The organism is Dietzia cinnamea NBRC 102147 (assembly GCF_001571065.1).
GTDB classification, from domain to species: domain Bacteria; phylum Actinomycetota; class Actinomycetes; order Mycobacteriales; family Mycobacteriaceae; genus Dietzia; species Dietzia cinnamea.
In genome coordinates this window covers 129,275-153,941 of sequence record NZ_BCSW01000002.1, presented here as the reverse complement: position 1 = coordinate 153,941, position 24,667 = coordinate 129,275, and the positions used below count along the sequence as shown (strand labels likewise).

Genomic DNA, 24,667 nt, shown 5'->3' with positions numbered 1-24,667 from the left:
GCCCGGAGTTCGCGGCCGGATCGGGTCAGCGCGCGAACGTCGTCAGGCCACGTGGCAGCCCGGTGACGTGCTCGTCTCACCGTCGTAAAGAGTAACACCCCGGTCTCGGTCCGTGACGGCAGGGGCACCCCTCAGGGGACGGTGGGTTCGACGTACGGCGTCCGGGCCTTGAGCACGGCCCACGTCTCCCCCGCGAGCACCACGACCAGTGCGACGATGATCGTCACGCCGAAGGCCGTGTGCGAGTAGAAATCGAACTGCGCGAGGGCGGCGACCACGCCCATCGCCACCAGGAGCTTGAGGAGCCACGTGCCCAGCACGACCGCTGCGGTGGTCTGCGGCGCGGAGCGCGCGGTGGCGATGACGACGATCGCGGTGGCGAGGACGAACGCCCCGCCGATCCCGGCGCCCATCAGGGCGCCCCACAACCCGGGCAGACCGTCGACGAGCGCCCAGACGATCGCGCTGATGACGGCGAGTACAGCCAGGGCCAGGACGCCGAACCGGACCGCCTTGCGCAACGCGGCGGTGTGCGGGCTCTCGGCGGGACGGTCGTCGGGTGCGGGCGCATCAGTCATGCCGTGCAGCCTAGCCGGATGCGGTCCCGCCTCCCGCGTGGTGTTGCGCCCGGGAGCTGCGGAGGCGCGGCACCAGGGTCGCGGCCAGCACGGAGAGCAGACCGGCGGCGACGAGCGGCACGATCACCTCGGTGGGCAGCATCGTCGCGCCCACGGCGCCGAAGGCGATGAGCGAGACCCACGCGTAGATCACGAGGGCGACACGGCGGTGGGAGTGCCCCAACGCGAGGAGGCGGTGGTGGAGGTGCATTTTGTCGGGCGCGAACGGGCTGCGCCCCGCCCCGACGCGGCGGACGACCGCCATGACGAGGTCCAGGACGGGCACGAACATCGCCGCGGCCACGACGATCACCGGCGAGAGCAGCACGATCATCTCCTGCGGCCCGTACAGGCTCTGCGAGATCTTCCCGGACGCGCTGGTGGAGGCCGCGGCGAGCACCAACCCGATGAGCATCGACCCGGAGTCGCCCATGAAGATGCGCGCGGGCTGGAAGTTGTGGGGCAGGAAGCCGAGGAGCGCGCCCGCGAGCACGGCGGTGACGAGCGCCGGCGGATAGGCGCCTACCGTTCCGCCCTGGTCGAGCATGATCCCCACGGAGAACACGCAGATGGCGAGCGCGGCGATCGCGCCGAGTCCGGCGGCGAGCCCGTCGAGCCCGTCGACGAAGTTCATCGCGTTGACGATCGCCAGCGTGAAGACGACGGTGAGCAGCCCGGCCTGCAGCTGATCCAGGACGAGGATGTTGCCGTCGCCGAACGGCAGGTACACGAGGGTCCACGACACGCCCATGGCGACCAGGACACCGGCGGCCGCGGCCTGACCGGCGAGTTTGGTGACGGCACCGAGGCCGAGGATGTCGTCGACGATCCCCACCAGGACGATGACGCCGCCGGCCATGATGGTGGCCTCGACGTCGGGCGCGAAGGGCGGGAATGCGCGATTGAGGGCGGGGAGTTGGGCGGCCAGGTAGACGGCGACGAGCAGCCCGGTGAAGACGCCCACCCCGCCGAGCCGGGGGGTGGGCACGACGTGCACGTCGCGCTCCCGCGGATAGGCGAGACCGCCGATCGCGGGCGCCACTCCCCTGACGAGTCCGGTCACGACGAAGGTGACGAGACCGGCGGTGACACCGATGAGCAGGAGCTCCCGGAACGGGATCCCGATGCCCACGGCTCAGCCGCGCAGGGCCGCGGGGTCGATGCCGAGGACCTCTCCGACGCGCTCGGCGGTCACCGCACCCTCACGCACGATGCGCGGCGCGGCCCCGGTGAGATCGACGATCGTCGACGGGGCCCCGATCGCGCAGGGCCCGCCGTCGAGGTACACGGCGACGGAGTCGCCGAGCTGCTCGCGCGCCTGGGCGACGGTCGTCGCCGGCGGCTGTCCGGAGACGTTGGCGCTGGACACCGCGAGCGGACCGACCTCCCGGAGGAGTTCGATGGCCACCGGGTGCAGCGGCATGCGCAGCATGACGGTGCCGCGGGTGTGCCCGAGGTTCCAGTTCAGCGACGGCGCCTGGTGCACGATGAGGCTCAGCCCGCCGGGCCAGAAGGCACGGATGAGGTCCCGGGCGGGGGCGGGTGTGCTCACGACGAGGCCGTCGATGGTCTCCCATGATCCGACCAGCACGGGCACGGGCATGTCGGGCCCGCGGTGTTTGGCCGAGAGCAGCAGGTTGACGGCGTCGGGGTCGAAGGCGTCGGCGGCGATGCCGTAGAGCGTGTCGGTGGGGGTCACGACCAGCCTGCCCGCGCGCAGGGCGCCGGCCGCGGAGCTGAGGCCGACCTCGCGGCCGGTGTCCTCGGTGCAGTCGTAGGTGATGGTCACCTGGTGGTCCCCTTCCGGGCGCTCGTGTCGATCTCGTCGTCGTCGTGGGTGTCACCGTGGTCGCCGACGGCGCCGCGGCGCGCGTCGAGTCGCTTCGCGGTGACGAACCGCGGCCGACCGGCGAGGTCGGTGTGCTGCTCCACGGTACCGAAACCCCCCTGAGCGGAGATCACCGCGGCGACCGCGTCGCCGGTCGTGTCGTCGTGCTCGACGGCGAGGAGTCCGCCGGGCGCGAGGAGAGCGGCGGCGAGGTCGACGAGGGGGACGACGACGACGAGGCCGTCCCCTCCTCCGAACAGCGCGGTGGCCGGCTCGTGCGCGAGGACCTCGGCGGGCAGGTCGTCGGTCACGGGGATGTACGGCGGGTTGGACACGACGGCCGCGACCCGGCCCCGCAGGTGCACGAGGGTCTCGGGAGCGGTGGCGTCGGCGTGGTGGACCTCGACCGGCGTGTCCCCCGCCGCCGCCCGCTCGTCCGCGTTGCGGCGGAGCCACTCGAGGGCCGCGTCGTGCAGTTCGACGGCGTGCACGCGGGCGTCCGGCCGGGCGTGGGCGATCTCCAACGCGATCGTGCCGCTGCCGGCGCACAGGTCCACCACCACCGGTCCGGGTTCGGGCGTGGGCGCGGGCAGGGCGGCGAGGGTCCACTCGACGAGCAGTTCGGTCTCCGGGCGCGGGATGAACACGCCGGGCCCCACGGCCAGGTCGAGCCGACCCGAGGCCGCACGGCCCAGCAGGTACTGCAGGGGCGTCCGATTCCGCGCGCGGGCGGCCACGATGCGCTCGACCTCGGCCACCGCCGTGGCGTCGAGGTCATCGGCGATCATGAGTCGGCCGCGGTCGATGCCGAGGACGTGGGCGCAGATGAGCTGCGCCTCGACGTGTGCCGAGTCGACACCGGCCGCCTGTAGCGTCCGGGTGGCCGAGCGCACCACCTCGGCGGCCGGGGCGGGGCGGGGATCCACGACGTCAGCAGCCTTCCACGGGCTAGGCCTGTTCCATGCGGCGACGGCGCTCCTCGGCGGCGAGGGCGTCGAGCACCGCGTCGAGGTCGCCGTCAAGCACGGCGTCGAGATTGTGGGCCTTGAACCCGACCCGGTGGTCGGCGATGCGGTTCTCCGGGTAGTTGTAGGTGCGGATGCGCTCCGAGCGGTCGACGGTGCGGACCTGGCTGGCCCGGCCCTCCGCTGCCTCCGCTCCGGCGGCCTCCTCCGCCGCGGCCTGGAGCCGCGCGGCGAGCACCTGGAGGGCGCGTTGCTTGTTCTGCAACTGACTGCGCTCGTTCTGACACGTGACGACCGTGCCGGTGGGCAGGTGGGTGATGCGCACTGCGGAGTCCGTGGTGTTGACGCCCTGCCCGCCCTTGCCGGACGAGCGGTAGACGTCGATCCGCAGATCCGACTCGTCGATCTCCACGGGGCCGACGTCCTCCGGCTCCGGGAAGACCAGCACCCCGGCGGCCGAGGTGTGGACACGTCCCTGCGACTCGGTGACGGGCACCCGCTGAACGCGGTGCACGCCACCCTCGAACTTCAGCCGCGACCAGACCCCGTCGCGCGACGGCTGGCGGGAGCGGATGGAGAACGACGCGTCCTTGTAGCCGCCGAGGTCGGACTCGGTGACGCCGAGGACCTCGACGATCCACCCGTGCTTCTCGGCGTACCGCGTGTACATGCGGGCCAGGTCGGCTGCGAACAGCGCGGACTCCTCACCGCCCTCGCCGGACTTGATCTCCATGACCACGTCGTCGGCGTCGTGCGGGTCGCGGGGCGCCAGGAGATCCGCCAGTCGTGCCTCGAGCTCGGCGGCCTCGGCGTCGAGACGGTCGGCTTCCTCGGCGAACGACGAGTCGTCCCCCGCGAGCTCGCGGGCCGCGGCGGCGTCGTCGCGGGTTGAGACCAGCGCGCGGTGACACTGCACGATCGGGGTCAACTCGGCGAACCTCTTGCCGACCCGGCGCGCGGCGGCCGCGTCCTCGTGCAACGTCGGGTCGGACAGCTGCGCCTCGAGGCCCCCGTACTCGGACAGGACGTCGTCGATCGAGGACGGCGACCGTCCCGCGCCCTGGGTCACTCCTCGTCCTGCGGCAGCGTGGGCGTCGTCTTGGCCACCTGCAACAGGAACTCGTAGTTGGTGTTGGTCTTGCGCAGCTGCGACATGAGCAGGTCGATGGCCTGGTGGGTGTCCAGACCCGAGAGCACCCGGCGGAGCTTGTGCATGATGCCCGCCTCCTCGGGGCTCATGAGCAGCTCCTCCTTGCGGGTGCCCGAGGGGCCGACGTCGACGGCGGGGAAGACCCGGCGCTCGGCGATCCGACGGTCCAGCTTGAGCTCGGCGTTGCCGGTGCCCTTGAACTCCTCGAAGATCACGGTGTCACCGGCCGAGCCGGTCTCGACCATCGCGGTCGCGATGATCGTCAGGGACCCGCCGTTCTCGATGTTGCGTGCCGCGCCGAGGAACCGCTTGGGCGGGTATAGGGCGGTCGAGTCGACACCACCGGACAGGATGCGCCCCGAGGCCGGGGACGAGTTGTTGTAGGCGCGACCGAGACGCGTGATCGAGTCGAGGAGGACGACGACGTCCTGGCCCAGCTCCACCAGCCGCTTCGCACGCTCGATCGCGAGCTCGGCGACCTGCGTGTGGTCGGACGGCGGACGGTCGAAGGTCGAGGCGATGACCTCGCCCTTGACCGACCTCTGCATGTCGGTGACCTCCTCCGGTCGCTCGTCTACGAGGACGACCATGAGGTGGCATTCAGGGTTGTTCGTGGCGATCGCGTTGGCGATGTTCTGCAGGATCGTGGTCTTACCGGCCTTCGGCGGCGACACGATGAGGGCGCGCTGCCCCTTGCCGATCGGCATGATCAGGTCGATCACGCGGGTGGAGATGATGTTCTTCTCCGTCTCGAGCCGCAGCCGCTGGTTGGGGTACAGCGGAGTGAGCTTGGAGAACTCCGGACGCTGGCGGGCCTGGTCCGCCGGGCTGCCGTTGACCGTGTCGATGCGGGCGAGCGGATTGAACTTCGCCCGGTTCTTCCCGCCCTGTCCGCCACCGCGGCCGCCACCCTGGCCACCGCCCGGACCGTCGTGCTGACCGTCGGACTGCCCGTCCCGGGGCATCTTGACCGCGCCGGTGATCGCGTCACCGCGACGCAGCCCGTAGCGACGGATCATGTTCATCGACACGTAGACGTCGTTGTTGCCGGCGAGGTAGCCGGAGGTGCGGACGAACGCGTAGTTGTCGAGGACGTCGAGGATGCCGGCGACCGGCTGGAGGACGTCGTCCTCCCGCACCTCGGTCTCACCCTCGGCCGGGCGGTTGCCGCCACGATTGCGCTCGCGGCGGCGGCGACCACGGCGACCGCGGCCCCCGCCGTCGTCGTCGCGGTTCTGGCCGTCGCCACGGGGGCCGTTGTCGCCGCCGTCCTGGCTGCCCTGGTCGGACCGGTTGCCCTGGCCGTCCTGGTTGTTGCGGCCACCCTGGTCGTTCCGGTTGCCCTGGCCGTCCTGGTTGTTCCGGCCGCCCTGGTCGTTCCGGTTGCCCTGGCCGTTCCGGTTGCCCTGGCCGTCCTGGTCGTTGCGGCCACCCTGGCTGTTCCGGCCGCCCTGGTTGCCGCGGTCGTTGCGGCCGCCCTGCTGGTCACGGGTGTCCTGGTCGCGGTTCTGCTGCCCGCGTCCCTGCCTCTGACCAGCGCGGTTGCCGTCCTCGCGGCGCGACCGCTCGCCCTGGGCCCGTCCGTCGCCCTGGGAGCCGCCCTCGTCGCCCGCCGGTGCGGAGTCGCCGCCGTCGCCGCCGTTGCGCGCCTTCTCCCCCGCGGTGTCCGCGCGGTTGCCGCGTCCCCGGCGACCCGTGCCGGTCGACGGTGCCGCTCCATCTGCCGAGGGGGACTCGGACGGCGCCTGCGGCTCCTCGCGGCGGGGCACGTCCGCCTGCTCCGGCGCGTCGGCCCGGCTCGTGGCCTCTGCCTCGCGCGGGGCCTCTGCCTGGCGCGGGGTCTCTGCCTCGCGCGGGGTCTCGGCACGGCGCGGTGCGTCGGACTGAGCGGGGCGGCCGCCTCGCGCGCCTTCGATCATCGCGACGAGGTCGCCCTTGCGCTTACCCGACAGGCCCTTGAGGCCCATCTGCTGCGCCAGTGCCTTGAGCTCGGGCAGTCGCATCGCCGACAGCGCGGCACCCTGGGGAGGGGTGGAAGTGGTGTCCGTCGAGGTCACAAGGATCCTTTCTGGGCCCGGGGCCGGGGCGGTGTGTTCCGCCTCGCATCGAGCAGGTGTCCGGGAAGCGGACTCGGCGTCCCGGGGTGGCCACGTGGGCCTTCCGCACCGGCACAATGGCCGGGCACGGATCTTTCGTCTGAGGGGGATCCACGCGAGGGGAGAACCGCCCGATGCGGGGGATCCCTGTACGTCACTCGCCGATCGGCCGCTCCGACCGAGACCGACCCACGTCGTACCGACCTGTAGCGGCGGGAATGGAAGTGGGATGACTCGGGACGCGGGGACGACCGAGCGCCCGTGACTGAGGTACAGCATACTACCCGGATGCCGATCTCGTGCACATCCCCCTCACGCGGGTCGCGACCGGCGCGAGGGGGCGGTCTCCCGGGCCGGTAACGTACACCACACCGAAGGGCGCACGAGGTGGAGGTGACCGTGTTCGGAACCATGGCGGACACGCCGTTGCTCGTCTCCCGCATACTCGAGCACGCCGCCGAACGACACGGCGGTTCCACCGTCACCGGATTCGTCGGAGATCTGGAGCCACGGCCCGTCCGCTTCGACGTCGTAGCCTCGCGGGCCGCCGCCACCGCACACGCGCTCGCCGGCCTCGACGTGCGCCCCGGCGACGTGGTGGGCATTCTCTCCGGCGCCCGCACGGAGGTCGTCGAGCTCATGTTCGCGCTGCCCGCCATGGGCGCCGTCGCATTCCCCGTGAACATCCACCGTTCGGAGGACTTCATCCTCTCCGTCCTGAGGGACAACCGGGTCGAGGTCGTCGTGGTCGATCCCGAACTGCTCCCCTCGGCGTACGCCGTGGCCGCACAGGTCGAGACACTGCGCCACCTCGTCGTCGTCGACGCCGCCGTCCCCTCCGCCCCCGGCGACATGCGCGCCGAGGTCCACGCCCTCGAGGCCCTCCTCGACGGGCAACCCACCACCTACCCGTGGCCCGAACTCGACGAACGCTCCGCGGCGGCCATCGCCTACACCTCGGGCACCACAGGCGCCTCCAAGGGCGTCGCCTACACCCACCGGTCCATCTGGCTCCACTCCATGCAGATGTGCATGGCCGAGAGCGCGGCGCTACGCAGCGGCGACACCGTCCTGACCACCATCCCCATGTACCACGTCATGGCGTGGGGACTCCCCTACGCGGCGTTCATGTCCGGCGCGGGCATCATCACCGCCAGGCCGCGCCCGGGGAAGGTCATGAGCACCGGCGCAGACGTCGCCGGACTTCTCGCCACCTACCGACCCAACAAGATGGCGACCACACCCGCCACCCTCCAACGACTCCTCCAGCGCCTCGAGACGAACCCCCAGCAGGTCGGCCACCTCAGCGAGGTCCTCGTCGGCGGCTCCCCCGTGCCCGAGGCGCTGTTCGACGCGTTCGTCAAGCGCCACGGCGTCACGATCATGCAGGCCTACGGCCTCACCGAATCCAGCCCGATCGCCGCGTTCGCGCGCCCGGACCCGCACTCGTCGGCCACCTACCGACGCGCACAGATGCTCGGCCAGGGCAGGTTCCCCGCCGGCGTCGAGGCGCGCCTCGTAGACGGCGACCGAGTCCAGCCGAACGACGGGTGGTCCGCCGGCGAACTCCAGATCCGCGGACCGTGGGTCACCGCCGGATACCTCGGGGACGAGGCGTCCGACCGGTTCGTCGACGGATGGCTCCGCACCGGCGACGTGGGCACCATCTCGTCGAGGGGCTACCTCGACGTGGTCGACCGGGTCGACGACATCATCGCCTCCGGCGGCGAGCTGATCTCCACCGTCGAACTCGAGCACGCGGTGCTGCGCGACGACCGGGTCGCGGAGGTCGCCGTCGTCGGCGTGCCCGACGAGCGCTGGGGAAACCGGCCCCTCGTGCTGGTGCGTCTCAAGGCCGGCGCCACCGCGACCGCCCGCTCGCTGTGGGACGGGCTCGACGGGCTCGTCGAGCCGTGGAAACGCCCCGATCACTGGGCGTTCGTCGACAACATCCCCCAGACCACCGTCGGGAAGTTCGACAAGATCCGGATCCGCGCCCGCCACGCCGCGGGCGAATACCAGGTCACGACGATCGCGCCGCGCTGACGCCGGTCAGCCGGCCGCCACGACGCGGGCGCCGTCCGCGATCTCCAGGTCCCGGACCGTCCACCCCTGCCGCTCGGCCAGTTCCCGCAGATCCGAGGGGAGCGCGCCGGTGCCGAGCACCAACACGGTCGGGCCCGCACCGGAAACCGTCGCGGCCAGCCCGCGCTCGCGGAGCCGGGTGACCCACTCGGTGGTGCCGACCAGGGCCGGCGCGCGGTACGACTGGTGCAGCCGGTCCTCCGTCGCGGCCAGCAGGTGCTCGGGGTGGGAGGCCAGGGCGACCGACATGAGCGCAGCGCGGCTCGCGTTGAACGCCGCGTCCTCGTGTGGGACGGTCGCCGGCAGCAGGCCCCGGGTCTGGGCGGTCGAGGACGTCTCCGACGGCACCAGCACGGTCGCCACGATCGACGGGTCGACCTCCATGCGCACGGCCCGGTAGTGGACGCCGTCGGACGACCGCTCGGTCCACGAGACCACGACGCCGCCCAGGACACTCGCGGCGGCGTTGTCCGGGTGACCCTCGAACTCACTCGCCAGCTGCACGAGATGGTCGGTGGACAGCGCACCGTCCATCAGTCCGTTCGCCGCCACCAGTCCCCCGACCGCGGCCGAGGCCGACGATCCGAGACCGCGCGAGTGCGGGATGGAGTTGGAGCACGAGATCCGGACGCCCGGCGCTCCGACTCCGCCCGCCCGGAGACCCGCCTCGACGGCCTTGGCCACCAGGTGCGAGGCGTCCTCCGGCACCTTGCCGGCGCCCTCCCCCGAGACCTCGAGCTCGAGACCCGAGGCGATGACGGTCACCGTAATGGTGTCGTACAGGCCGAGCGCGACACCGAGCGCGTCGAACCCTGGCCCGAGGTTCGCGCTCGAGGCGGGGACCTCGATCGTCACCGTCCGGCCGACGGGCAGGATGCGCCCGCCTGAACTGCCGAAGACCTCCGGGCCGGAACCGTCCACGGCGCTCACTGCAGACCGAGAGCGCCGGCCACCGCGGAGGGGTCCACCGGCACGGGCTCGACCTCGGGCATGCCCAGCAGCGCCGTGTCCGGGTCCTTGAGACCGTTACCGGTCACCGTGCACACGATGGTCTGCCCGGCCTCGAGCTCGCCGTTCGCGTGCGCGTCGAGCAGGCCCGCCACCGACGCGGCCGAGGCGGGCTCGACGTAGACGCCGTCCTTGCCGGCGACCGTGCGGTACGCCTCGAGGATCTGCTCATCCGTGCGCTTGCGGAACGTCCCGCCGGACTCATCCCGCGCCGCCACGGCCCCGTCCCACGACGCCGGGGCGCCGATCCGGATGGCGGTGGCGATGGTCTCCGGATCCTTGACCGGCGCGCCGTCGACGAGCGGTGCCGCACCCGCGGCCTGCACACCCATCATCCGCGGCCGGGACGAGATGACGCCGTCGGCGTTGTACTCGGTGTAGCCCTTCCAGTACGCGGTGATGTTGCCCGCGTTGCCGACGGGCAGGAAGTGCAGGTCGGGCGCCCGGCCGAGGACGTCGACGATCTCGAACGCCGCGGTTTTCTGCCCCTCGATACGCACCGGGTTCACGGAGTTGACGAGCCCGATCTCCGCGTAGGTGGCGGTGGTCTTGCGTGCCAGTTCCAGGCAGTCGTCGAAGTTGCCGTCGACCTGGATGATCGTCGCGCCGTGCATGACCGCCTGGGCGAGCTTGCCGGCGGCGATCTTGCCCTGCGGGATGAGCACCGCGCAGCCCATGCCGGCACGGGTGGCGTACGCCGCCGCGGACGCCGACGTGTTGCCCGTCGACGCGCACAGCACCGCCTTCTGGCCCCGCGCCTTCGCGTCCGTGACCGCCATGGTCATGCCGCGGTCCTTGAACGAGCCGGTCGGGTTGAGGCCCTCCACCTTGAGGTACACCTCGCACCCGGTCACCGCGGACAGATGGGTGGCGTGGATGAGCGGGGTGCCGCCCTCGTACAGCGTCACCGGCTCCCAGTCGGACCCGATCGGCAGGCGATCCCGGTAGGCCTCGATGAGGCCGGGCCACCGGCGGTGCACAGGCTGGTGGGTGTTACTCATTCGGTGTCCACTCCCTCGAGACGGATGACGCTGGTGATGGCGGTGACCGCGTCCTGGTCCGACAACGCGGCGACGGTGTCCGCCAGTGCGCGCTCGGTGGCCAGGTGGGTCAGGACGGTGATCTCGGCGGTCGGCTCGACGTCCTCCGCCTCGGCGTCGGGCACCTCGACCTCGGTCTGACGGACCTGGGCGATCGAGACCCCGTGAGTGGAGAACTCCGTGGCCACCTGTGCGAGCACACCCGGCTTGTCCGCGACGCGCATGCGCACGTGGTACCTGGTCGAGATCTCGTCCATGTTCGCCACGGGCAGGGCGGCGTACGTCGACTCGCCGGGCGCGCGACCCGCGCCGGCCTTGTTGCGCGCGGCCGCGACCATATCTCCGAGTACGGCGGAGGCCGTGGGCGCGCCACCCGCGCCCTGACCGTAGAACATGAGGCGACCAGCCGCCTGGGCCTCCACCACGACCGCGTTGAACGCGCCGTTGACCGCCGCAAGCGGGTGGCTGTTCGGCAGCAGAGCCGGGTACACGCGCGCCGAGACCGCCTCGGAGCCGTCGCTCTGACGCAGCTTCTCGCAGATCGCCAGCAACTTGATGGTGCAGTCCATGTCACGCGCGGACTCGAAATCGTCGGGCGAGATGCGCGAGATTCCCTCGCGGTAGACGTCCCCGGCGGTCACGCGGCTGTGGAAGGCGATCGAGGCGAGGATGGCCGCCTTGGCCGCGGCATCGTAGCCCTCGACGTCCGCCGTCGGGTCTGCCTCGGCGTAACCCAGTCGTGAGGCCTCGGCGAGCGTCTCCGAGTAGTCCGCGCCGGTCGAACCCATCTCCGACAGGATGTAGTTGGTGGTTCCGTTGACGATGCCCACCACGCGCTCGACCTGGTCGCCGGCCATCGACCGACGCAGCGGCCCGATGACGGGGATCGCGCCGGCGACGGCCGCCTCGAAGTACAGGTCGGTGTGCGTCGAGTCCGCGGCCTCGGCCAGCTCGTCGGTGTACTCGGCGAGCAGCGCCTTGTTCGCGGTCACCACGGCCTTGCCGTGACGCAGCGCCTCGAGCAGGAGGGGACGTGGGAGGTCGATGCCGCCCATAAGCTCGACGACGATGTCGACGTCCTCGCGCGAGACGAGCGAGGCCGGGTCCGCGGTGAGCAGATCCGGGTCCAGTCCGCGGTCCTTGGTCAGGTCACGGACGGCGACGCCGCGCAGGACCAGGGGCGCCCCGATGCGGGCGGCCAGCGCCTCGGCGTTCTCGGTCATGTAGCGGATGACCTCGGATCCGACGGTGCCCATTCCGAGCACCGCCACTCCCACGGGTCGCACGCCCGACGCGGTTACGTCGCTCACTGTCCCACCTCCAGGCTCGTCAGATCGTCCAGGGTCTCACGGCGCAGCATCAGTCGTGCCCGCCCGTCGCGCACCGCGACCACCGCGGGACGCCCGATCAGGTTGTAGCGGCTCGACATGGAGTAGCAGTACGCGCCGGTGGCCGCGACGGCCACCAGGTCGCCGGGGCCGGCGTCCTCCGGCATCCACAGGTCGCGGACCACCACGTCACCGCTCTCGCAGTGTTTGCCCACGAGCCGGGACACGACCGGTTCGGCACCCGAGGCACGACCCACGAGCCGGGCGTCGTAGACGGCGTCGTAGAGGGCCGTGCGGATGTTGTCGCTCATGCCGCCGTCGACGCTGATGTACCGCCTCTGCTCGCCCCCGGCGAGGTCGACGTCCTTGACCACACCGACCTCGTACACGGTGACCGTCCCGGGACCGGCGATGGCGCGGCCGGGCTCGACGACCAGGGTCGGAGGGGTCAGCCGCGCGTCACGCGCGAAGCCCTCGACGATCTCGCGGAGGGAGGCGGCGAGCCTGGCCACAGGAGGCGGATCGTCCGAGGGGACGTAGCTGATCCCCAGTCCTCCGCCGAGGTCGAGGTGATCGAGCTGAGCGGTGCGTTCCGTGCCGAACTCGTCGACGATGTCGCGCAGGAGTCCGATGACCCGGCGGGCCGCGAGCTCGAAGCCGTCGATGTCGAAGATCTGCGAACCGATGTGGCTGTGCAGGCCGGTGAGCCGGATGTGCGACGCGGCGAAGACGGCGCGGACCGCCTCCATCGCCGCGCCGCCGGCGAGAGAGAAACCGAACTTCTGGTCCTCGTGCGCGGTGGCGATGAACTCGTGGGTGTGGGCCTCGACGCCGACGGTGACGCGGATGAACACGTCCTGGACCACCCCCTCCTCGCGGGCGATCCTGTCCAGCAGCTCAATCTCCGACATCGCGTCGATCACCACGTGGGCGACGCCGCTGCGCACGGCGTACCGCAGCTCGTCGGCCGACTTGTTGTTGCCGTGCACGGTGATCCGCTCCGGCGGGAAGCCCGCCCGCAGGGCGATGGCCAGCTCGCCCCCCGATGCGACGTCGAGACTGAGTCCCTCCTCGGCGACCCATCGGGCCGTCTCGGTGGTGAGGAACGCCTTGGACGCGTAGTGCACGCGATCCGCTCCCCCGAACGCGTCGGCCATCTCGCGGCAGCGCGACCGGAAGTCGTCCTCGTCGATCACGAACAGCGGCGTGCCGAACTCGGCGGCCAGGTCGGTCACCGGCACGCCGGCGATCTCGACGACGCCGTCGTCGCGTCGACGTGCGCCCCGCGGCCAGACCGACGGGGCCAGCGCCATGAGGTCGTCGGCGTCGGCGGGCCGCTCGGCGATACCGGGGGCGTGCGGGACCTCGTGTCGGGTGCCCGCGGGATGCGCGCTCACATTCTCTCCGGGGCGGTGACGCCGATGAGGCGGAGGCCGTTGGCCAGCGTCTGCCGGGTCGCCGAGCTCAGCGCGAGCCGGGCCTCGTGCAGGGGCCCGGGCTCCTCGTCGCCCATCGGCAGGACCCGGCAGGTGTCGTAGAAGCGGTGGTAAGCGCCGGCCAGTTCCTCGAGGTACCTCGCGACGCGGTGCGGCTCGCGCAGGTCCGCGGCGCTGGCGACGACCCGGGGGAACTCGCCGATGGTGCGGATGAGGGCGCCCTCGCGGTCCTCGACCAGCAGTGCCAGGTCCGCGCCCTCCGTGGTGACCCCGAGGTCGGCCGCGTTACGCGCGAGCGAACACAGACGGGCGTGCGCGTACTGAACGTAGAAGACGGGATTGTCGTTGGTCGCCGACGTCCACAGCTTCAGGTCGATGTCCATGGTCTGGTCGACCGAGGAGCGGATCAGCGCGTAGCGCGCGGCGTCGACACCGATCGCGTCCACGAGGTCGTCGAGCGTGATGACCGTGCCCGCCCGCTTGCTCATCTTCACCGGTTCGCCGTCGCGCACGAGGTTGACCATCTGGCCGATGAGCACCTCGATCGTCGCCGGGTCGTCGCCCAACGCCGCGGCGGCCGCCTTGAGTCGTGCGATGTACCCGTGATGGTCGGCGCCCAGCATGTAGATGCACAGGTCGAATCCACGCTCGCGCTTGTCGAGGAAGTAGGCGATGTCGCCGGCGATGTAGGCGGCGTCGCCGTCGGACTTGAGGACGACACGGTCCTTGTCGTCCCCGAACGCGGTGGAACGCAGCCACCACGCGCCCTCGGACTCGTACAGGTTGCCGTTGCCCTTGAGCGTCTCGATCGCCCGGTCAACGGCGCCCGAGGTGAACATGGAGTTCTCATGGGTATAGACGTCAAAGACGGTGCCGAACTCGGCGAGCGAGTTCTTGATGTGGGAGAACATCAGGTCGACCCCGGCCGCGCGGAAGGTCTCCAGCGCCTCGTCCTCCGGCATGTCGAGGACACCCGGATGCGCGGTCATCACCTGCGCGGCGATGTCCTGGATGTAGGCCCCGGCGTACCCGTCCTCCGGGGTCTCCTCCCCACGCGCAGCAGCGGCCAGCGAGCGGCTGAACCGGTCGATCTGGGCACCGTGGTCGTTGAAGTAGTACTCGCGGGTGACCTCGGCTCCGGAGGCCTCCAGGACGCGGCCGAGCGCGTCACCGACGGCCGCCCACCGGGTGCCGCCCAGGTGGATGGGGCCGGTGGGGTTCGCGGAGACGAACTCGAGATTGACCCGTCGGCCGGCCATCGCGTCGCCGTAGCCGTACCGCTCCCCCTTCTCGAGCACGGTGGCGACGAGCGAGCCCTGCGCACCGGAGTCGAGCCGGATGTTGAGGAAACCGGGACCGGCGATCTCCGCCGATGCGATGCCCGGATCCTGCGCCAACGCGTCCGCGAGCGCCTGTGCGAGGTCCCGCGGTGCGGACCCGATCTTCTTGGCCAGCTGCAGCGCGACATTGGTCGCGTAGTCGCCGTGTTCGGGGTTGCGGGGCCGCTCGACGGTCACCGTCTCCGGAACGACCGACGTGTCGGCGCCGCGCTCGGTGAGAACGGCGATGAGGGCGGCGCGGATGACGGCGGCGAGGTCGGCGGGAGTCACGTCTGCCCATCCTAGATGTCGGCACGTCGAGCCGGGAATCGGAGCCCGTGGGCACGCCGGTCGCCCGGCCGGAGGACACCCGATGCGGTGTCCGCCCGGGCCCGGTGCTACGATCAGTCTCGCTGTTCGACCGGATCCGCCACGCGGGTCCACGAGACAGCCTCCGGCCCATGCGGGTCGGTATCCCGCCCTCGTAGCTCAGGGGATAGAGCGTTGGTTTCCGGTACCAAAGGTCAGGGGTTCGATTCCCTTCGGGGGCACGACGGAAAGCCCTCTCCCGCCTGCACAGACGCAGGACAGGGAGAGGGCTTGTCACTTATCCGGGGCGGGCGCCGGGAGCAACGCGGCAATCGCCGGGCCGGTGGGCGGCGCACCTGATGAGCCCCCTGCCGCGGCGTCACCGTGGCGTCACCGCGGCAAGGTGATGCCGTCTACCTTCCCGACGCGCTGCACGACCCTTTCGAAGATGTCGGTGAGGATTCCGACCTCGTCGGGCGTGAGCTCGTCGATGAACAACTCGCGGACCTTCTCCACGTGCTTGGGGGCCACGGCGGCGATCGCCTGGGCGCCGGCCTCGGTCAGGGTGACGACGGTGCCGCGACCGTCCTCGGGGCACTCGCCCTTGGAGACCAGGCCGCGCCCCTCCATCCGACGGACCTGGTGGGAGACCCGGCTGCGGTCCCAGCCCAGCGCTGCGCCGAGTTCACGAGCACGCAAACCCTGCTCGCTGCCCTCGCTGAGGCTCACGAGTACCGAGTAGTCGGACTGGGACATCGAGGCGTCACGCTGGAGTTGCCGTTCCATCGCGAGCTCGAGCAGTTGATTGGCGTCGCGGTACCGCCGCCACATGCGCTGCTCATCGTCGCTCAACCAGCGTGTTTGACTCATGTGACTATTACAGCACGACGTTCCTTCGCCGAGTGTCCAGGCTCTACCCCGCCACCCGCACTCGATCAGTCCGCGTTCACCCGTTGGACGCACCCGATCGCTGCATCACGTGCGTCCGGGCCCCACCGATGCCGGCGAAGCGCGCCCGGTCGCACGTGAGCACGATCACCTGTGAGGTCGCCGCGGCCGCGGCGATGACCGCTCCCATGGTGAGCCTGCGTGTCGGGTCGGTGTAACCCATGGTGTCGTCGAGGAACACCGGGACGCCGTCGTCCCCGACGAGACGCGCACACGCGATCCGGACGATCACCGCCAACTGCTCCCGCGCTCCACCGGACAGTGACTCGTAATCCACTGTGACATCTCCGATCCGCCGGGACAGGATCGTCAGGTCCTCACCGAGCCGGACGTCGAAGTCCCGCCCGTAGACGAGCGACCCCAGTTCGACGACCGCACGGTGGAACGGCTCCTGATAGGCGAGCAACGCCTCGGAGCGCCGGGCGACGAGCGTTCGGTGGAGTAGGTCCGCCGCGCGGGCCCGACGCCAGAGGGCGGCGTTCTCCCGCTCCGCCGCGTTCAGCTCGCGCTCCGCAGTGGCGACCGCCTCGAGCCGTCCCTGGTCGCCGATCGCGTTGACCCGACCGAGCGCCGTGGCCACCGCCGCGGCGGAGTCGCGTTCCTCCGCCGCGAGTGTGGCGAGTGAGGCCCGCGCGTTCTCGAGCAGGTCCGGCGGTGCATCGGCGAGCGCGTCCTCGAGCGCGGCCCTGGCCTGCTGCGCCTTATCCCGCGCCGACTGTGCGTGCTCGCGTGTCTCCGCCTCAGCCTCCTCCAGGTCCCGGTCGGAGACCGCCTCCCTCGCGGCGCTGAGCGCGTCTCTGCACTCGCCGAGCCGTCCGGCGGCCTCGGCGGCCAACGCCGCCTTGGTCGCGTGCTCGGTCCTGAGGGTCGCGGCCTCGACATCCGCGGCGCGGTCGTCGGCCCGGCATCGTGCGAGCGCCTGTTCCGCGTTCGCGGTCTCCTCCGCCGGGTCCCCGGCCCCGTCGGCGTCGGGTGCCGCCGGCCCGCCTTCCTCCTCGGCCGCCGGTTCCGGCGCGTCTGCCAGCAGGGCCCGCAGGTCGGCGCGCCGGTCCTCGAGATCCTGCGGGGTGTCGGCGCCGAGCAGGTCCGCCCGCCGACGCCTCAACGCGGCGACCTCGGCCCGGAGGCCCTCGGCGCGTCGTGCACGCAGATCCGCCTCCTCGACGGAGTCGACGCCGAGGTCGGCGAGGAGCCGGTCACGTTCGGCGCGGGCGGCGTTCTCCTCCCGCCTGACCGCCTCCGTGTCGCCCGCGGGGACGACCGTGAGGGAGACCGTGCCCACCTCGAAGACCGTCTCCTCGACGATGTCGCGGGTCCACCCCGTCCCCGCATCGAGGCTCTCCCCCGCCACGCGGACGTCGCCCTCACCGGCGATCTCCACCCTGGGCGCGCTGGCCGCACTCCGGGCGACGGCCTGCCGGAGCGCGTCCTCGGCACGGCGACAGGCTTCGACGGCGCCGTCGGGAACCGCGATCGCGGCCAGGTCGGCCTCCTTGCCCCGCAACTCCTCGCCGAGCGTCTCCAGCGTCCGCAGCAGGCGCTCGATCCCCTCCAGATCAGCACGCCTCCGCGCCCGTTCCTCCTCCGCCCGGACGGCGTCGAGTCGAGCCCGGGCACGGGACACGCGTTCCTCGGCTGCCTCCAGTTCGGCGCGGGCGCGGTCGGCCCGGGCCTGCGCCGGCGCCATCCGCTCTGCGGCCACTGCCGTGGCCGCAGACAGGTCGTCGTGCCGGCGTTGCTCGTCCTCGGCCCTCGCGATGAGTGCCCGCCGCTCCCGCAGCGCGCCGGACGCGGCGTCGTGCGCGGCCACGGCGCGGTCGAGTTCGGCGTCGGCGGCCGCACGGGCACGGCGCAGCTCGTCCACCACGCGGCCGGCGGCCTCCAGCCTGTCGACCTCCGCGCGCAGCGTGGTCAGCGACTCCTGCCGCGCCCGGTGGACGGACGCCTGAGCCTCGTGATCGGTTACCGCGGCGTCGAGCTCGGCGTGGCGTGCCCGCGCCTCGGACAGGGCGGCGCGGGCCTCGGCGAGCCGCGTCTCCGAACGCGCGAGCTCGCCGGTCGGCTCGCCGCGGCGGGCCGTCAGGTAGCGGTTGCGCTCCTCCGCGACGCGGTCCATCAGCGAGTCGTCACCCGTGGGGTCCTCTCCGCCCGCGGCGGCGTCCAGGGCGCGGCGCAGAGAGCCCATCCCCTTGGCCGCGTCCACCTGACCCAGTGGTTCGTCCTGCGCGATCCGCAGAGCCTTCCACAGCGACCGGTCCACCTGGCGGTCCAGCAGGTCGCGGACGTGGTCGTGGGCGTCGTCACCGCTCAGCGCCGGGCGCGTGGAACCCGGGAACTCGAGTGACGTCCGCTTTCCGCGGACGAACTCCTTGCGGTACCGCATCCGCTGCCCGTCGACCGTGAACTCGGCCTCCACCACCACCGGCACGTCCCTGCCCACGGGGCTCGCGGCCTTGATCTCCGCGCGGCCGGACGACGCTTTGTGCTCGAGGAGCATCTCCAGGGCGTCCATGAGGCTGGTCTTGCCCGATTCGTTCGGCCCCTCGATCACCAGGACGCCGCGCGGTTCCAGTTCGACCTCCTCGCGGACCACCCCTCGGAAGTCCTCGAGCATGAGTCGGTGCAGGATCATCGCGTTCCTCCGTCCACGAGTCGGTACAGCAGACTGAGGGCGTGGCCCGCGTCCTCGGCCTCGGCCCCGCCGGACCCGGCCATTGCGACGAGATCCGCGACCGCGCGGCCCGCGTACCCGTCGACCAGGTCCGTGAAGTCCGTGTCCTCGGCCCGGACGACCAGATGGGTCCGGGACTGTCTCAGATAGGCGGCGGCGAACAGCGCGTCCCACGTCTCCAGCAGGTCGTCGATCCGCGCCCGGAGAGCGACCCCGACCGTGCCCGTGAGTCCGAGTTTGAGCACCGTCCGCGGCTTGTCGTCCATCGCCTCGATCCGCTCCGCCAGGGCGTCGAGATCGGCGTCCGTGTCGATCCGGGCGTCGACCGCGTGGAACGACCATCGTCCCGTCCGCAGCGGCGTGACCGTGCAGGCGCCCCGCTGCGACGAGGTCGCGGCCCGGGAGAGTTCGACGAGCAGGGCGTGGCCCGAGTCGGTCTCCACATCGTCGAAGTCGGTGGTCTCGGGGCTGCCCGAGAACCAGATCCGTTCACCGGAGCCCACCCTGGTCACCGAATGCCGGTCGCCGAGCGCGACGTAGTCCAGCCGACCCGACCCGATGGCCTCCTCCAGGGAGGCGACCGCGATCGCCTCCACCGACGGCGAGTGACCTCCGTAGATCTCGTCCGTCCCCCCGTGGGCGACCAGGACACGCAGACCGTCCGTCGGCTCCAGGGAGTCCAGCAACGCCGGCAGTCGGGAGGGATCCGGCCGCTTGGACGTCCACGGGACGCCCACGACCTCGACGCCGGGCACGACCTCGACCGGTCCGGTGCCGTCGAGCACGACGACGCCGCCGCCCTCGACCGCCGGCGCGAAGTCCCTGCACCGGAACACCGACGACACGTCCAGCGGATCGTGGTTGCCGGGAAGCACCAGCACCGGCACCGGGAACGCCGCCAAGGCCTCGACCGCGCGCAGGACGACCGAGCGCGGCACCGCGTTGTCCTCGAAGGCGTCGCCGGCCACCACGATGAACTGCGCCCCGTGTTCGGCCGCAAGCGTGCCGAGCGCCTCCACGGCGGCCAGCCGGTCGGCGGTGTAGACGGCCTGCGACTCGTCTCCGAGGAATCGCCGCGTCATGCCGAGCTGCCAGTCGGCGGAATGCAGGAATCGGATCGTCTCGCCGTCCCGTGGGGTGGTCATGGCCGCATCGTAGGACGCCGGTCCGACACGACGGCCGACGCGGGCCCGCTCACCGCGGTCGGTCCCTGCCGAACGCGTCGAGGAAGTCCTCCAGATCGGCCACGACCCGCAGCTGCTCGAGGGGGTCGTTGGTCGTCGCGGCGGCCAGTCTGCGGGTCACGGGCGCGTCCAGGAGGTCCTCGAGTCCGGCCGGCTCCGGGGACGGCACCGTCGGCAGGACCGGCTCGGTCCCCCACAGCGCCTCCTCGACGTCGACGGACACCTCGTCGTCGTCACCTCCCCTCAGAACGGCGCCGAGGTGCTCGGCGCTCAGGCCCCGCAGCGCGAACATGACGTCCGGCCTGGCGTCCCACCACTCGACCATGATGTACGCGGCCGCCAATACGTGCAGGCACGGCCCGGGCTGGACGGGGCACCGGCAGGAGTAGGCGGTGTCGCCGTGGACCGCCGGGAGGAGGAGGAACCCGACGGTGTCGGAGAAGTTCCCCGCGAGCGCTCCGAGCACACCGCCCTCCTCGCGTCTCAGGGCGGTGCGGAGCGCGTCCGAGTCCGCGGAGTCGAGGGGGGCGAAGGTGAACTCGACGGTGAACGGCTCGGGTCGGCTGCCGTCGACGTCGCAGCGCACGGACCGGCCCGCGTGCTCCAGCGAGAGCACCCTGTCGGCGCGCGCGGCCTTCCGCGCGAGGTACGCCTCGCCGCGGGTGACCCCGGATTCGAGGTCGCTCGTCCACCGCCGGCTCCACATGTGCCCGCCGAACGCGCCCGCGCGCGCCCTCGCGCGGATGCCCTTGCCGCCGTTCATTCCTCGTCCCGCCCCTCGTCGGTGAGCTCCACCAGCGCGGCGAGATCGGCGTCGGCGAGCTCGGTCAGCGCGCCCGCGAGCGGGCCCAACGTCAGCTCGGCGAGGTCCCGCTTGGCCTCGAGCAGTTCGTCGATGCGGTCCTCGACCGTCCCGGGCGCGACGAGAGTGCGGACCTGGACCCGCCGCGTCTGACCGATCCGGTGCACACGGTCGGTCGCCTGGTTCTCCACCGCCGGGTTCCACCACCGGTCCAGGTGCACGACGTGATTGGCCTCCGTCAGCGTCAGACCCGTCCCGCCCGCGCGCAGCGACGCCAGCATCACCGGCGGTCCCTGCGCGCTCTGGAACTCCTCGACCATCTGCGCCCGACCGGCCGCCGTGACGCCACCGTGGAGGAACGGCACCGAGCTGGCCGCCCGTCGCTCGAGCAGGGGCAGGATGAGGTCCCCGAACGCGCGGTACTGCGTGAACAGGAGGACCTTCTCGCCCGCGTCCAGGATCTCCGTGAGGACCTCATCGAGGGCGGCGAGCTTTCCTGAGCGATGGCGGCCGCCGCGCAGGAGCGCGGACCCGTCCCCGAGGTAGTGGGCGGGGTGGTTGCACACCTGCTTGAGCGCGGTGAGCCCGGCGAGGATCGCGCCTTTGCGCGCGGTCCCCTCCGACTCCTTGACCTGCTCCATCATGTCCTCGACGACCGCCTGGTACAGGGTCGCCTGCTCGCGGGTCAGTGGCGCGTCGACCCGGATGTGCAGCTTGTCCGGCAGGTCGGCGACCACCCTGGGATCCGATTTGAGGCGACGCAGCACGAACGGCGCGGCCAGGGCCCGCAGCCGCGAGGCCGCGGCCTCGTCGCGGTGCGATTCGATGGGCACCGCGAAACGCGCGCGGAACGTGCTCGCCGACCCGAGCAGACCCGGGTTGGCGAAGTCGAGTACCGCCCGCAGCTCGTCCAGCCGGTTCTCGACCGGCGTGCCCGTAAGGGCGATACGGTGCTCCGCCGGGATCGAGACGATCGCGCGGGCGACCGAGGTGGAGGGGTTCTTGATGGTCTGGGCCTCGTCGGCGACGAGTCGGCGCCACGGCACCGCGGCGAGGAGCTCGGCGTCACGCGAAGCGGTGCCATACGACGTGAGGACGAGGTCGGCGGCACCGAGCCGCCCGGCCGCGTCGTCGCCCCGCTCACGTGAGGGGCCGTGGTGGACGCGCACCGTCAGCTCCGGGGCGAAGGTCGCTGCCTCGCGCGCCCAGGTGGCGACCAGGGTGAGAGGCGCCACCACGAGGGTGGGGCCGAGCACGCCCAGGGCGTGCTCGGAGGCGGTGAGAGCGAGAACCTGCATGGTCTTGCCGAGCCCCATGTCGTCGGCCAGGACGGCGCCGACACCCGCGCGGGCGAGCGACGTCAGCCAGCGCACGCCCTCGAGCTGGTAGGGACGGAGGGTGGCGACGAACCACGCCGGGAGGTCGACGGGCATCGACGACGACGAGGGGATCCAGTCGAGGGTCGTGGGCGCCTCGATCTCGACGCCCTCCGCCTCCTCGGACATCATCGCGGCGGCGAGAGCCGGTGCGGTGACCCGCCCGCCACGCCTGGCCGCGAGGAAGCGGGCCGCGCGCCGGAGCGCCCCCGGATCCGCACGGACCCACTGACCGCGGAGCTTGACGAGGTCCGAGGCGGCGTCCAGGAGCATCCGGACCTCGGTGGCGTCGAGGGGGACGTCGTCGACCACCATCTCCCAGTTGACGTCCGCCAGCTGGTCCAGCCCCAGGCGGCGACCGGAGTCGACGTTCTCCGTGCCGGGTTCCGCGACGGTGACGCGCACGGCGGTCCGCACCCTGGTCCACGCCCGTGGCAGGAGCACCTCGACGCCCCGCCCGCGCAGCGCCTCGACCCCCTCGTCGACGAGCTGCACCACCAGCTCGGTGGGGAGGAGGAGGTCCTGGCCGTCGAGCGCCGGTACGGCGCGTCCCAGTGGCGGCCAGCAGCGCACCGCGCGGTCGACGACATCGCGGACGGCGTCGCCGACCGCGGTCGTGTCCGGCAGGTCGGAGAACGGGCGCAAGGTGTCCGTGCCCGTGCGCACCAAGACCTCCAGCCGCCACAGAACCTCCGCGTCGACGGCACCACCGGTCCTCTCGTCCCCGTGGACGCCCGCCCCGGGCTCGGCGCCCCGCCCGGCATCACCGACTCCGTCCCGGTCGGCATCACCGACGCCGTCACCGTCGACGTCCGCCTCCCCGGACGGCTCCACCACGCGGAAGACCACCTCGACGTCTCTCGCCGCCGCCGCGCGTCCGAACTCCCCGATCGCCTCGGCCAGCGCGTGGCCACCCGAGGTCACCTCTCCACCGACGATCAGGGCCGAGCCCAGCACGCTGCGCCGGTCGGCGGCCAGCGGCGCGAGGGCCATCCGGGCGTGCTGATCCGCCAGCGCCGCGAGCAGCCGGTCGAGATCCTCGCGGTCCGACACCAGACCGTGGCACCGGCTCAGACTCTCCGCGGCCCACGCCGACACGACGGGCGAGGCCGCGAGCGCCCACGAGGCGTTCCACGCGCCGTCCGACCGCGACATCGTCGGAACGACGTGGCCGGCGCGGACGAAGGCCGCCACACCGGCGGAGAGCGCCGCGAGCGCCCGTAGCCCCGGGCCGACCCAGTGTTCGGCGACGTCCGTCATCCCGCACAGGTCCACCGCCGTGGCCACCGAGACGCGGATCCCCGGGACGGTCGCCGGACGGACCCGACCCTCGAGGGGCACCCGCACCGCGATCCGGTGGGTGAGCGAGAACCCGCCGAGCAACTCCACTACGTCCCGCGGGGCCCCGGCCCTCCCGACCGCGGTCACCGACGACGCGGGGGCAATCGAACCGGGCCGGCGCAGGCCCGTCTCGCACCACAGGCCGATGACCCCTGACTGCCACACGGCGTGGAGGCGGGGGGCTGGCGTCGGGGTCACGCCCACATGTAAGCACGCCGGTCCGACACGGCTCCGGGCGCACGCCCCCGAGACGACGCGCGGGTGCTCCACAGGGCCGTCCCTCTCCACAGGCCGACCGCCGCAACCTCGTGCGCGGGCGGCGGGCCCCGGGGTCGGTGTCAGGATCGGTCCGTGATCCGGAGAGTGCGGCAGTGGTCGTCGGCGCGGGCGGCGGCGGGCCCGTGGCCGCCGCGGCGACGGCGCACCACGGCACGCGCGAGGGTGGTCCCGCCCCTCGCACCGCGGGCACTGGCGCTCGCGTCGGCGGTCGTCGTGGCGGCGATCGTCGTCGCCCGCCTCGGCCAGCCGCCCGACTCGGCGCCCGGTAGCCCGCCGAGGCAGTCGGTCCTGGCTCTGCTCGAGACGGTGCGCGTGGTGGACGCCCGCGAGCCGGTGCCCGGATACGACCGCGAGTGCAGCGGTGCATCCGCCTGCGTGTTCGGGCCCGCCTGGAGTGACACGACCGAGGCGCCAGGGTCGGGCAACGGGTGCTCGACCCGCCACGACGTCCTGGCGCGTGACCTGCGCGGGGGGACCCCGGTACCCGGCTCGCCATGCGAGCGGGCCGGTGGCGTCCTCGTCGACCCGTACACCGGGAGGACCGTCGACGTGGGCGTCACCGGGCTCCGCGGGATCCACATCGACCACGTGTACCCACTGTCGGCGGCGTGGGACCTCGGCGCGTCGGCCTGGCCCTCGAGCCAGCGTGCCGCCTTCGCCAACGATGTCGACCACAATCTGCTGGCCGTCACCGCCGCGGTCAACACCGGGAAGAGCGATTCCACCCCGGCCGACTGGCTCCCGCCGGACCCGGCCCGTCACTGCTTCTACGCGTCCCGGTACCTCACGGCGGCGACGGTCTACGGGCTACCCGTGACGAAGGCAGATCACGCGGCGCTCGCCGACGCCGCCCGCCGGTGTCCGGCCGGGCGGTGAGGCGGCAGG

At 72.2% G+C, this 24,667-nt stretch carries 18 protein-coding genes and 1 tRNA gene; 3 read left to right on the top strand and 16 right to left on the bottom strand.

Annotated elements, in window-relative coordinates:
- Positions 1-131 precede the first annotated feature (131 nt).
- Genes DCI01S_RS01795 through rho form a run of 6 tightly spaced genes read right to left on the bottom strand, consistent with a single transcriptional unit; the run spans position 132 to position 6,617 of the window.
- Positions 132-578 (bottom strand): Cg1360 family ATP-synthase-associated protein, encoded by a 447-nt coding sequence (locus tag DCI01S_RS01795; RefSeq protein ID WP_007627626.1) that lies wholly within the window; start codon positions 576-578, stop codon positions 132-134.
- Between the two features lie 10 nt (positions 579-588).
- The gene (locus tag DCI01S_RS01790) at positions 589-1,749 is read right to left on the bottom strand and encodes a glycosyltransferase family 4 protein (RefSeq protein WP_061227666.1); all 1,161 of its coding nucleotides are present in this window, start codon (positions 1,747-1,749) and stop codon (positions 589-591) included.
- A gap of 3 nt (positions 1,750-1,752) precedes the next feature.
- Entirely contained in the window at positions 1,753-2,406 is a 654-nt protein-coding gene (locus tag DCI01S_RS01785) for an L-threonylcarbamoyladenylate synthase (protein WP_061227665.1), read from the bottom strand.
- Positions 2,403-3,371, bottom strand: a complete 969-nt coding sequence (gene prmC, locus DCI01S_RS01780; protein ID WP_061227664.1) for a peptide chain release factor N(5)-glutamine methyltransferase — start codon at positions 3,369-3,371, stop codon at positions 2,403-2,405. The genes DCI01S_RS01785 and prmC overlap by 4 nt, the downstream gene beginning before the upstream one ends.
- 22 nt (positions 3,372-3,393) lie before the next feature.
- Positions 3,394-4,479 carry a peptide chain release factor 1 gene (gene prfA, locus DCI01S_RS01775; RefSeq protein WP_061227663.1) on the bottom strand — a complete coding sequence of 362 codons (1,086 nt, stop codon included), beginning with the start codon at positions 4,477-4,479 and terminating at the stop codon, positions 3,394-3,396.
- Positions 4,476-6,617, bottom strand: coding sequence for a transcription termination factor Rho (rho, locus tag DCI01S_RS01770; RefSeq protein ID WP_082767588.1), 2,142 nt, complete (start codon positions 6,615-6,617; stop codon positions 4,476-4,478). Before rho ends, prfA begins: the two co-directional genes overlap by 4 nt.
- 432 nt (positions 6,618-7,049) lie before the next feature.
- Between rho and DCI01S_RS01765 the strand changes: the two genes are divergently transcribed.
- Complete coding sequence (locus tag DCI01S_RS01765; RefSeq protein ID WP_232303098.1) at positions 7,050-8,702, top strand: long-chain-fatty-acid--CoA ligase; 1,653 nt, start codon at positions 7,050-7,052, stop codon at positions 8,700-8,702.
- Positions 8,703-8,708: 6 nt separating this feature from the next.
- Here the strand turns inward: DCI01S_RS01765 and thrB are convergent, their stop codons facing one another.
- Genes thrB through argS form a run of 5 tightly spaced genes read right to left on the bottom strand, consistent with a single transcriptional unit; the run spans position 8,709 to position 15,163 of the window.
- Positions 8,709-9,671 carry a homoserine kinase gene (thrB, locus tag DCI01S_RS01760; protein ID WP_061227662.1) on the bottom strand — a complete coding sequence of 321 codons (963 nt, stop codon included), beginning with the start codon at positions 9,669-9,671 and terminating at the stop codon, positions 8,709-8,711.
- Positions 9,668-10,750, bottom strand: coding sequence for a threonine synthase (gene thrC / locus DCI01S_RS01755; protein WP_061227661.1), 1,083 nt, complete (start codon positions 10,748-10,750; stop codon positions 9,668-9,670). Before thrC ends, thrB begins: the two co-directional genes overlap by 4 nt.
- Positions 10,747-12,099: a homoserine dehydrogenase gene (locus DCI01S_RS01750; RefSeq protein ID WP_061227660.1), complete on the bottom strand. Its 1,353-nt coding sequence runs from the start codon at positions 12,097-12,099 to the stop codon at positions 10,747-10,749. The genes thrC and DCI01S_RS01750 overlap by 4 nt, the downstream gene beginning before the upstream one ends.
- Entirely contained in the window at positions 12,096-13,514 is a 1,419-nt protein-coding gene (gene lysA, locus DCI01S_RS01745; protein ID WP_061227659.1) for a diaminopimelate decarboxylase, read from the bottom strand. Before lysA ends, DCI01S_RS01750 begins: the two co-directional genes overlap by 4 nt.
- Positions 13,511-15,163: an arginine--tRNA ligase gene (gene argS, locus DCI01S_RS01740; protein ID WP_061227658.1), complete on the bottom strand. Its 1,653-nt coding sequence runs from the start codon at positions 15,161-15,163 to the stop codon at positions 13,511-13,513. Before argS ends, lysA begins: the two co-directional genes overlap by 4 nt.
- 187 nt (positions 15,164-15,350) lie before the next feature.
- On the opposite strand from argS, the gene DCI01S_RS01735 reads away from it, so the two are divergent.
- Positions 15,351-15,423: transfer RNA gene (locus DCI01S_RS01735), tRNA-Arg, on the top strand.
- Positions 15,424-15,571: 148 nt separating this feature from the next.
- Here the strand turns inward: DCI01S_RS01735 and DCI01S_RS01730 are convergent.
- From DCI01S_RS01730 to DCI01S_RS01710, 5 genes are all read right to left on the bottom strand, one after another.
- Entirely contained in the window at positions 15,572-16,051 is a 480-nt protein-coding gene (locus DCI01S_RS01730; RefSeq protein WP_063935426.1) for a MarR family winged helix-turn-helix transcriptional regulator, read from the bottom strand.
- A 76-nt stretch (positions 16,052-16,127) separates the two neighbouring features.
- Positions 16,128-18,761 carry an AAA family ATPase gene (locus tag DCI01S_RS01725; RefSeq protein WP_061227656.1) on the bottom strand — a complete coding sequence of 878 codons (2,634 nt, stop codon included), beginning with the start codon at positions 18,759-18,761 and terminating at the stop codon, positions 16,128-16,130.
- Positions 18,758-19,945, bottom strand: a complete 1,188-nt coding sequence (locus DCI01S_RS01720; RefSeq protein WP_061227655.1) for a metallophosphoesterase family protein — start codon at positions 19,943-19,945, stop codon at positions 18,758-18,760. Before DCI01S_RS01720 ends, DCI01S_RS01725 begins: the two co-directional genes overlap by 4 nt.
- 49 nt (positions 19,946-19,994) lie before the next feature.
- On the bottom strand, positions 19,995-20,747 hold the full coding sequence (locus DCI01S_RS01715) for a hypothetical protein (RefSeq protein WP_061227654.1): 753 nt from the start codon (positions 20,745-20,747) through the stop codon (positions 19,995-19,997).
- The gene (locus DCI01S_RS01710) at positions 20,744-23,701 is read right to left on the bottom strand and encodes a DEAD/DEAH box helicase (protein WP_061227693.1); all 2,958 of its coding nucleotides are present in this window, start codon (positions 23,699-23,701) and stop codon (positions 20,744-20,746) included. The genes DCI01S_RS01715 and DCI01S_RS01710 overlap by 4 nt, the downstream gene beginning before the upstream one ends.
- A 243-nt stretch (positions 23,702-23,944) precedes the next feature.
- On the opposite strand from DCI01S_RS01710, the gene DCI01S_RS01705 reads away from it, so the two are divergent.
- Entirely contained in the window at positions 23,945-24,658 is a 714-nt protein-coding gene (locus DCI01S_RS01705) for an HNH endonuclease family protein (protein WP_082767585.1), read from the top strand.
- The last annotated feature ends 9 nt before the right edge of the window (positions 24,659-24,667 follow it).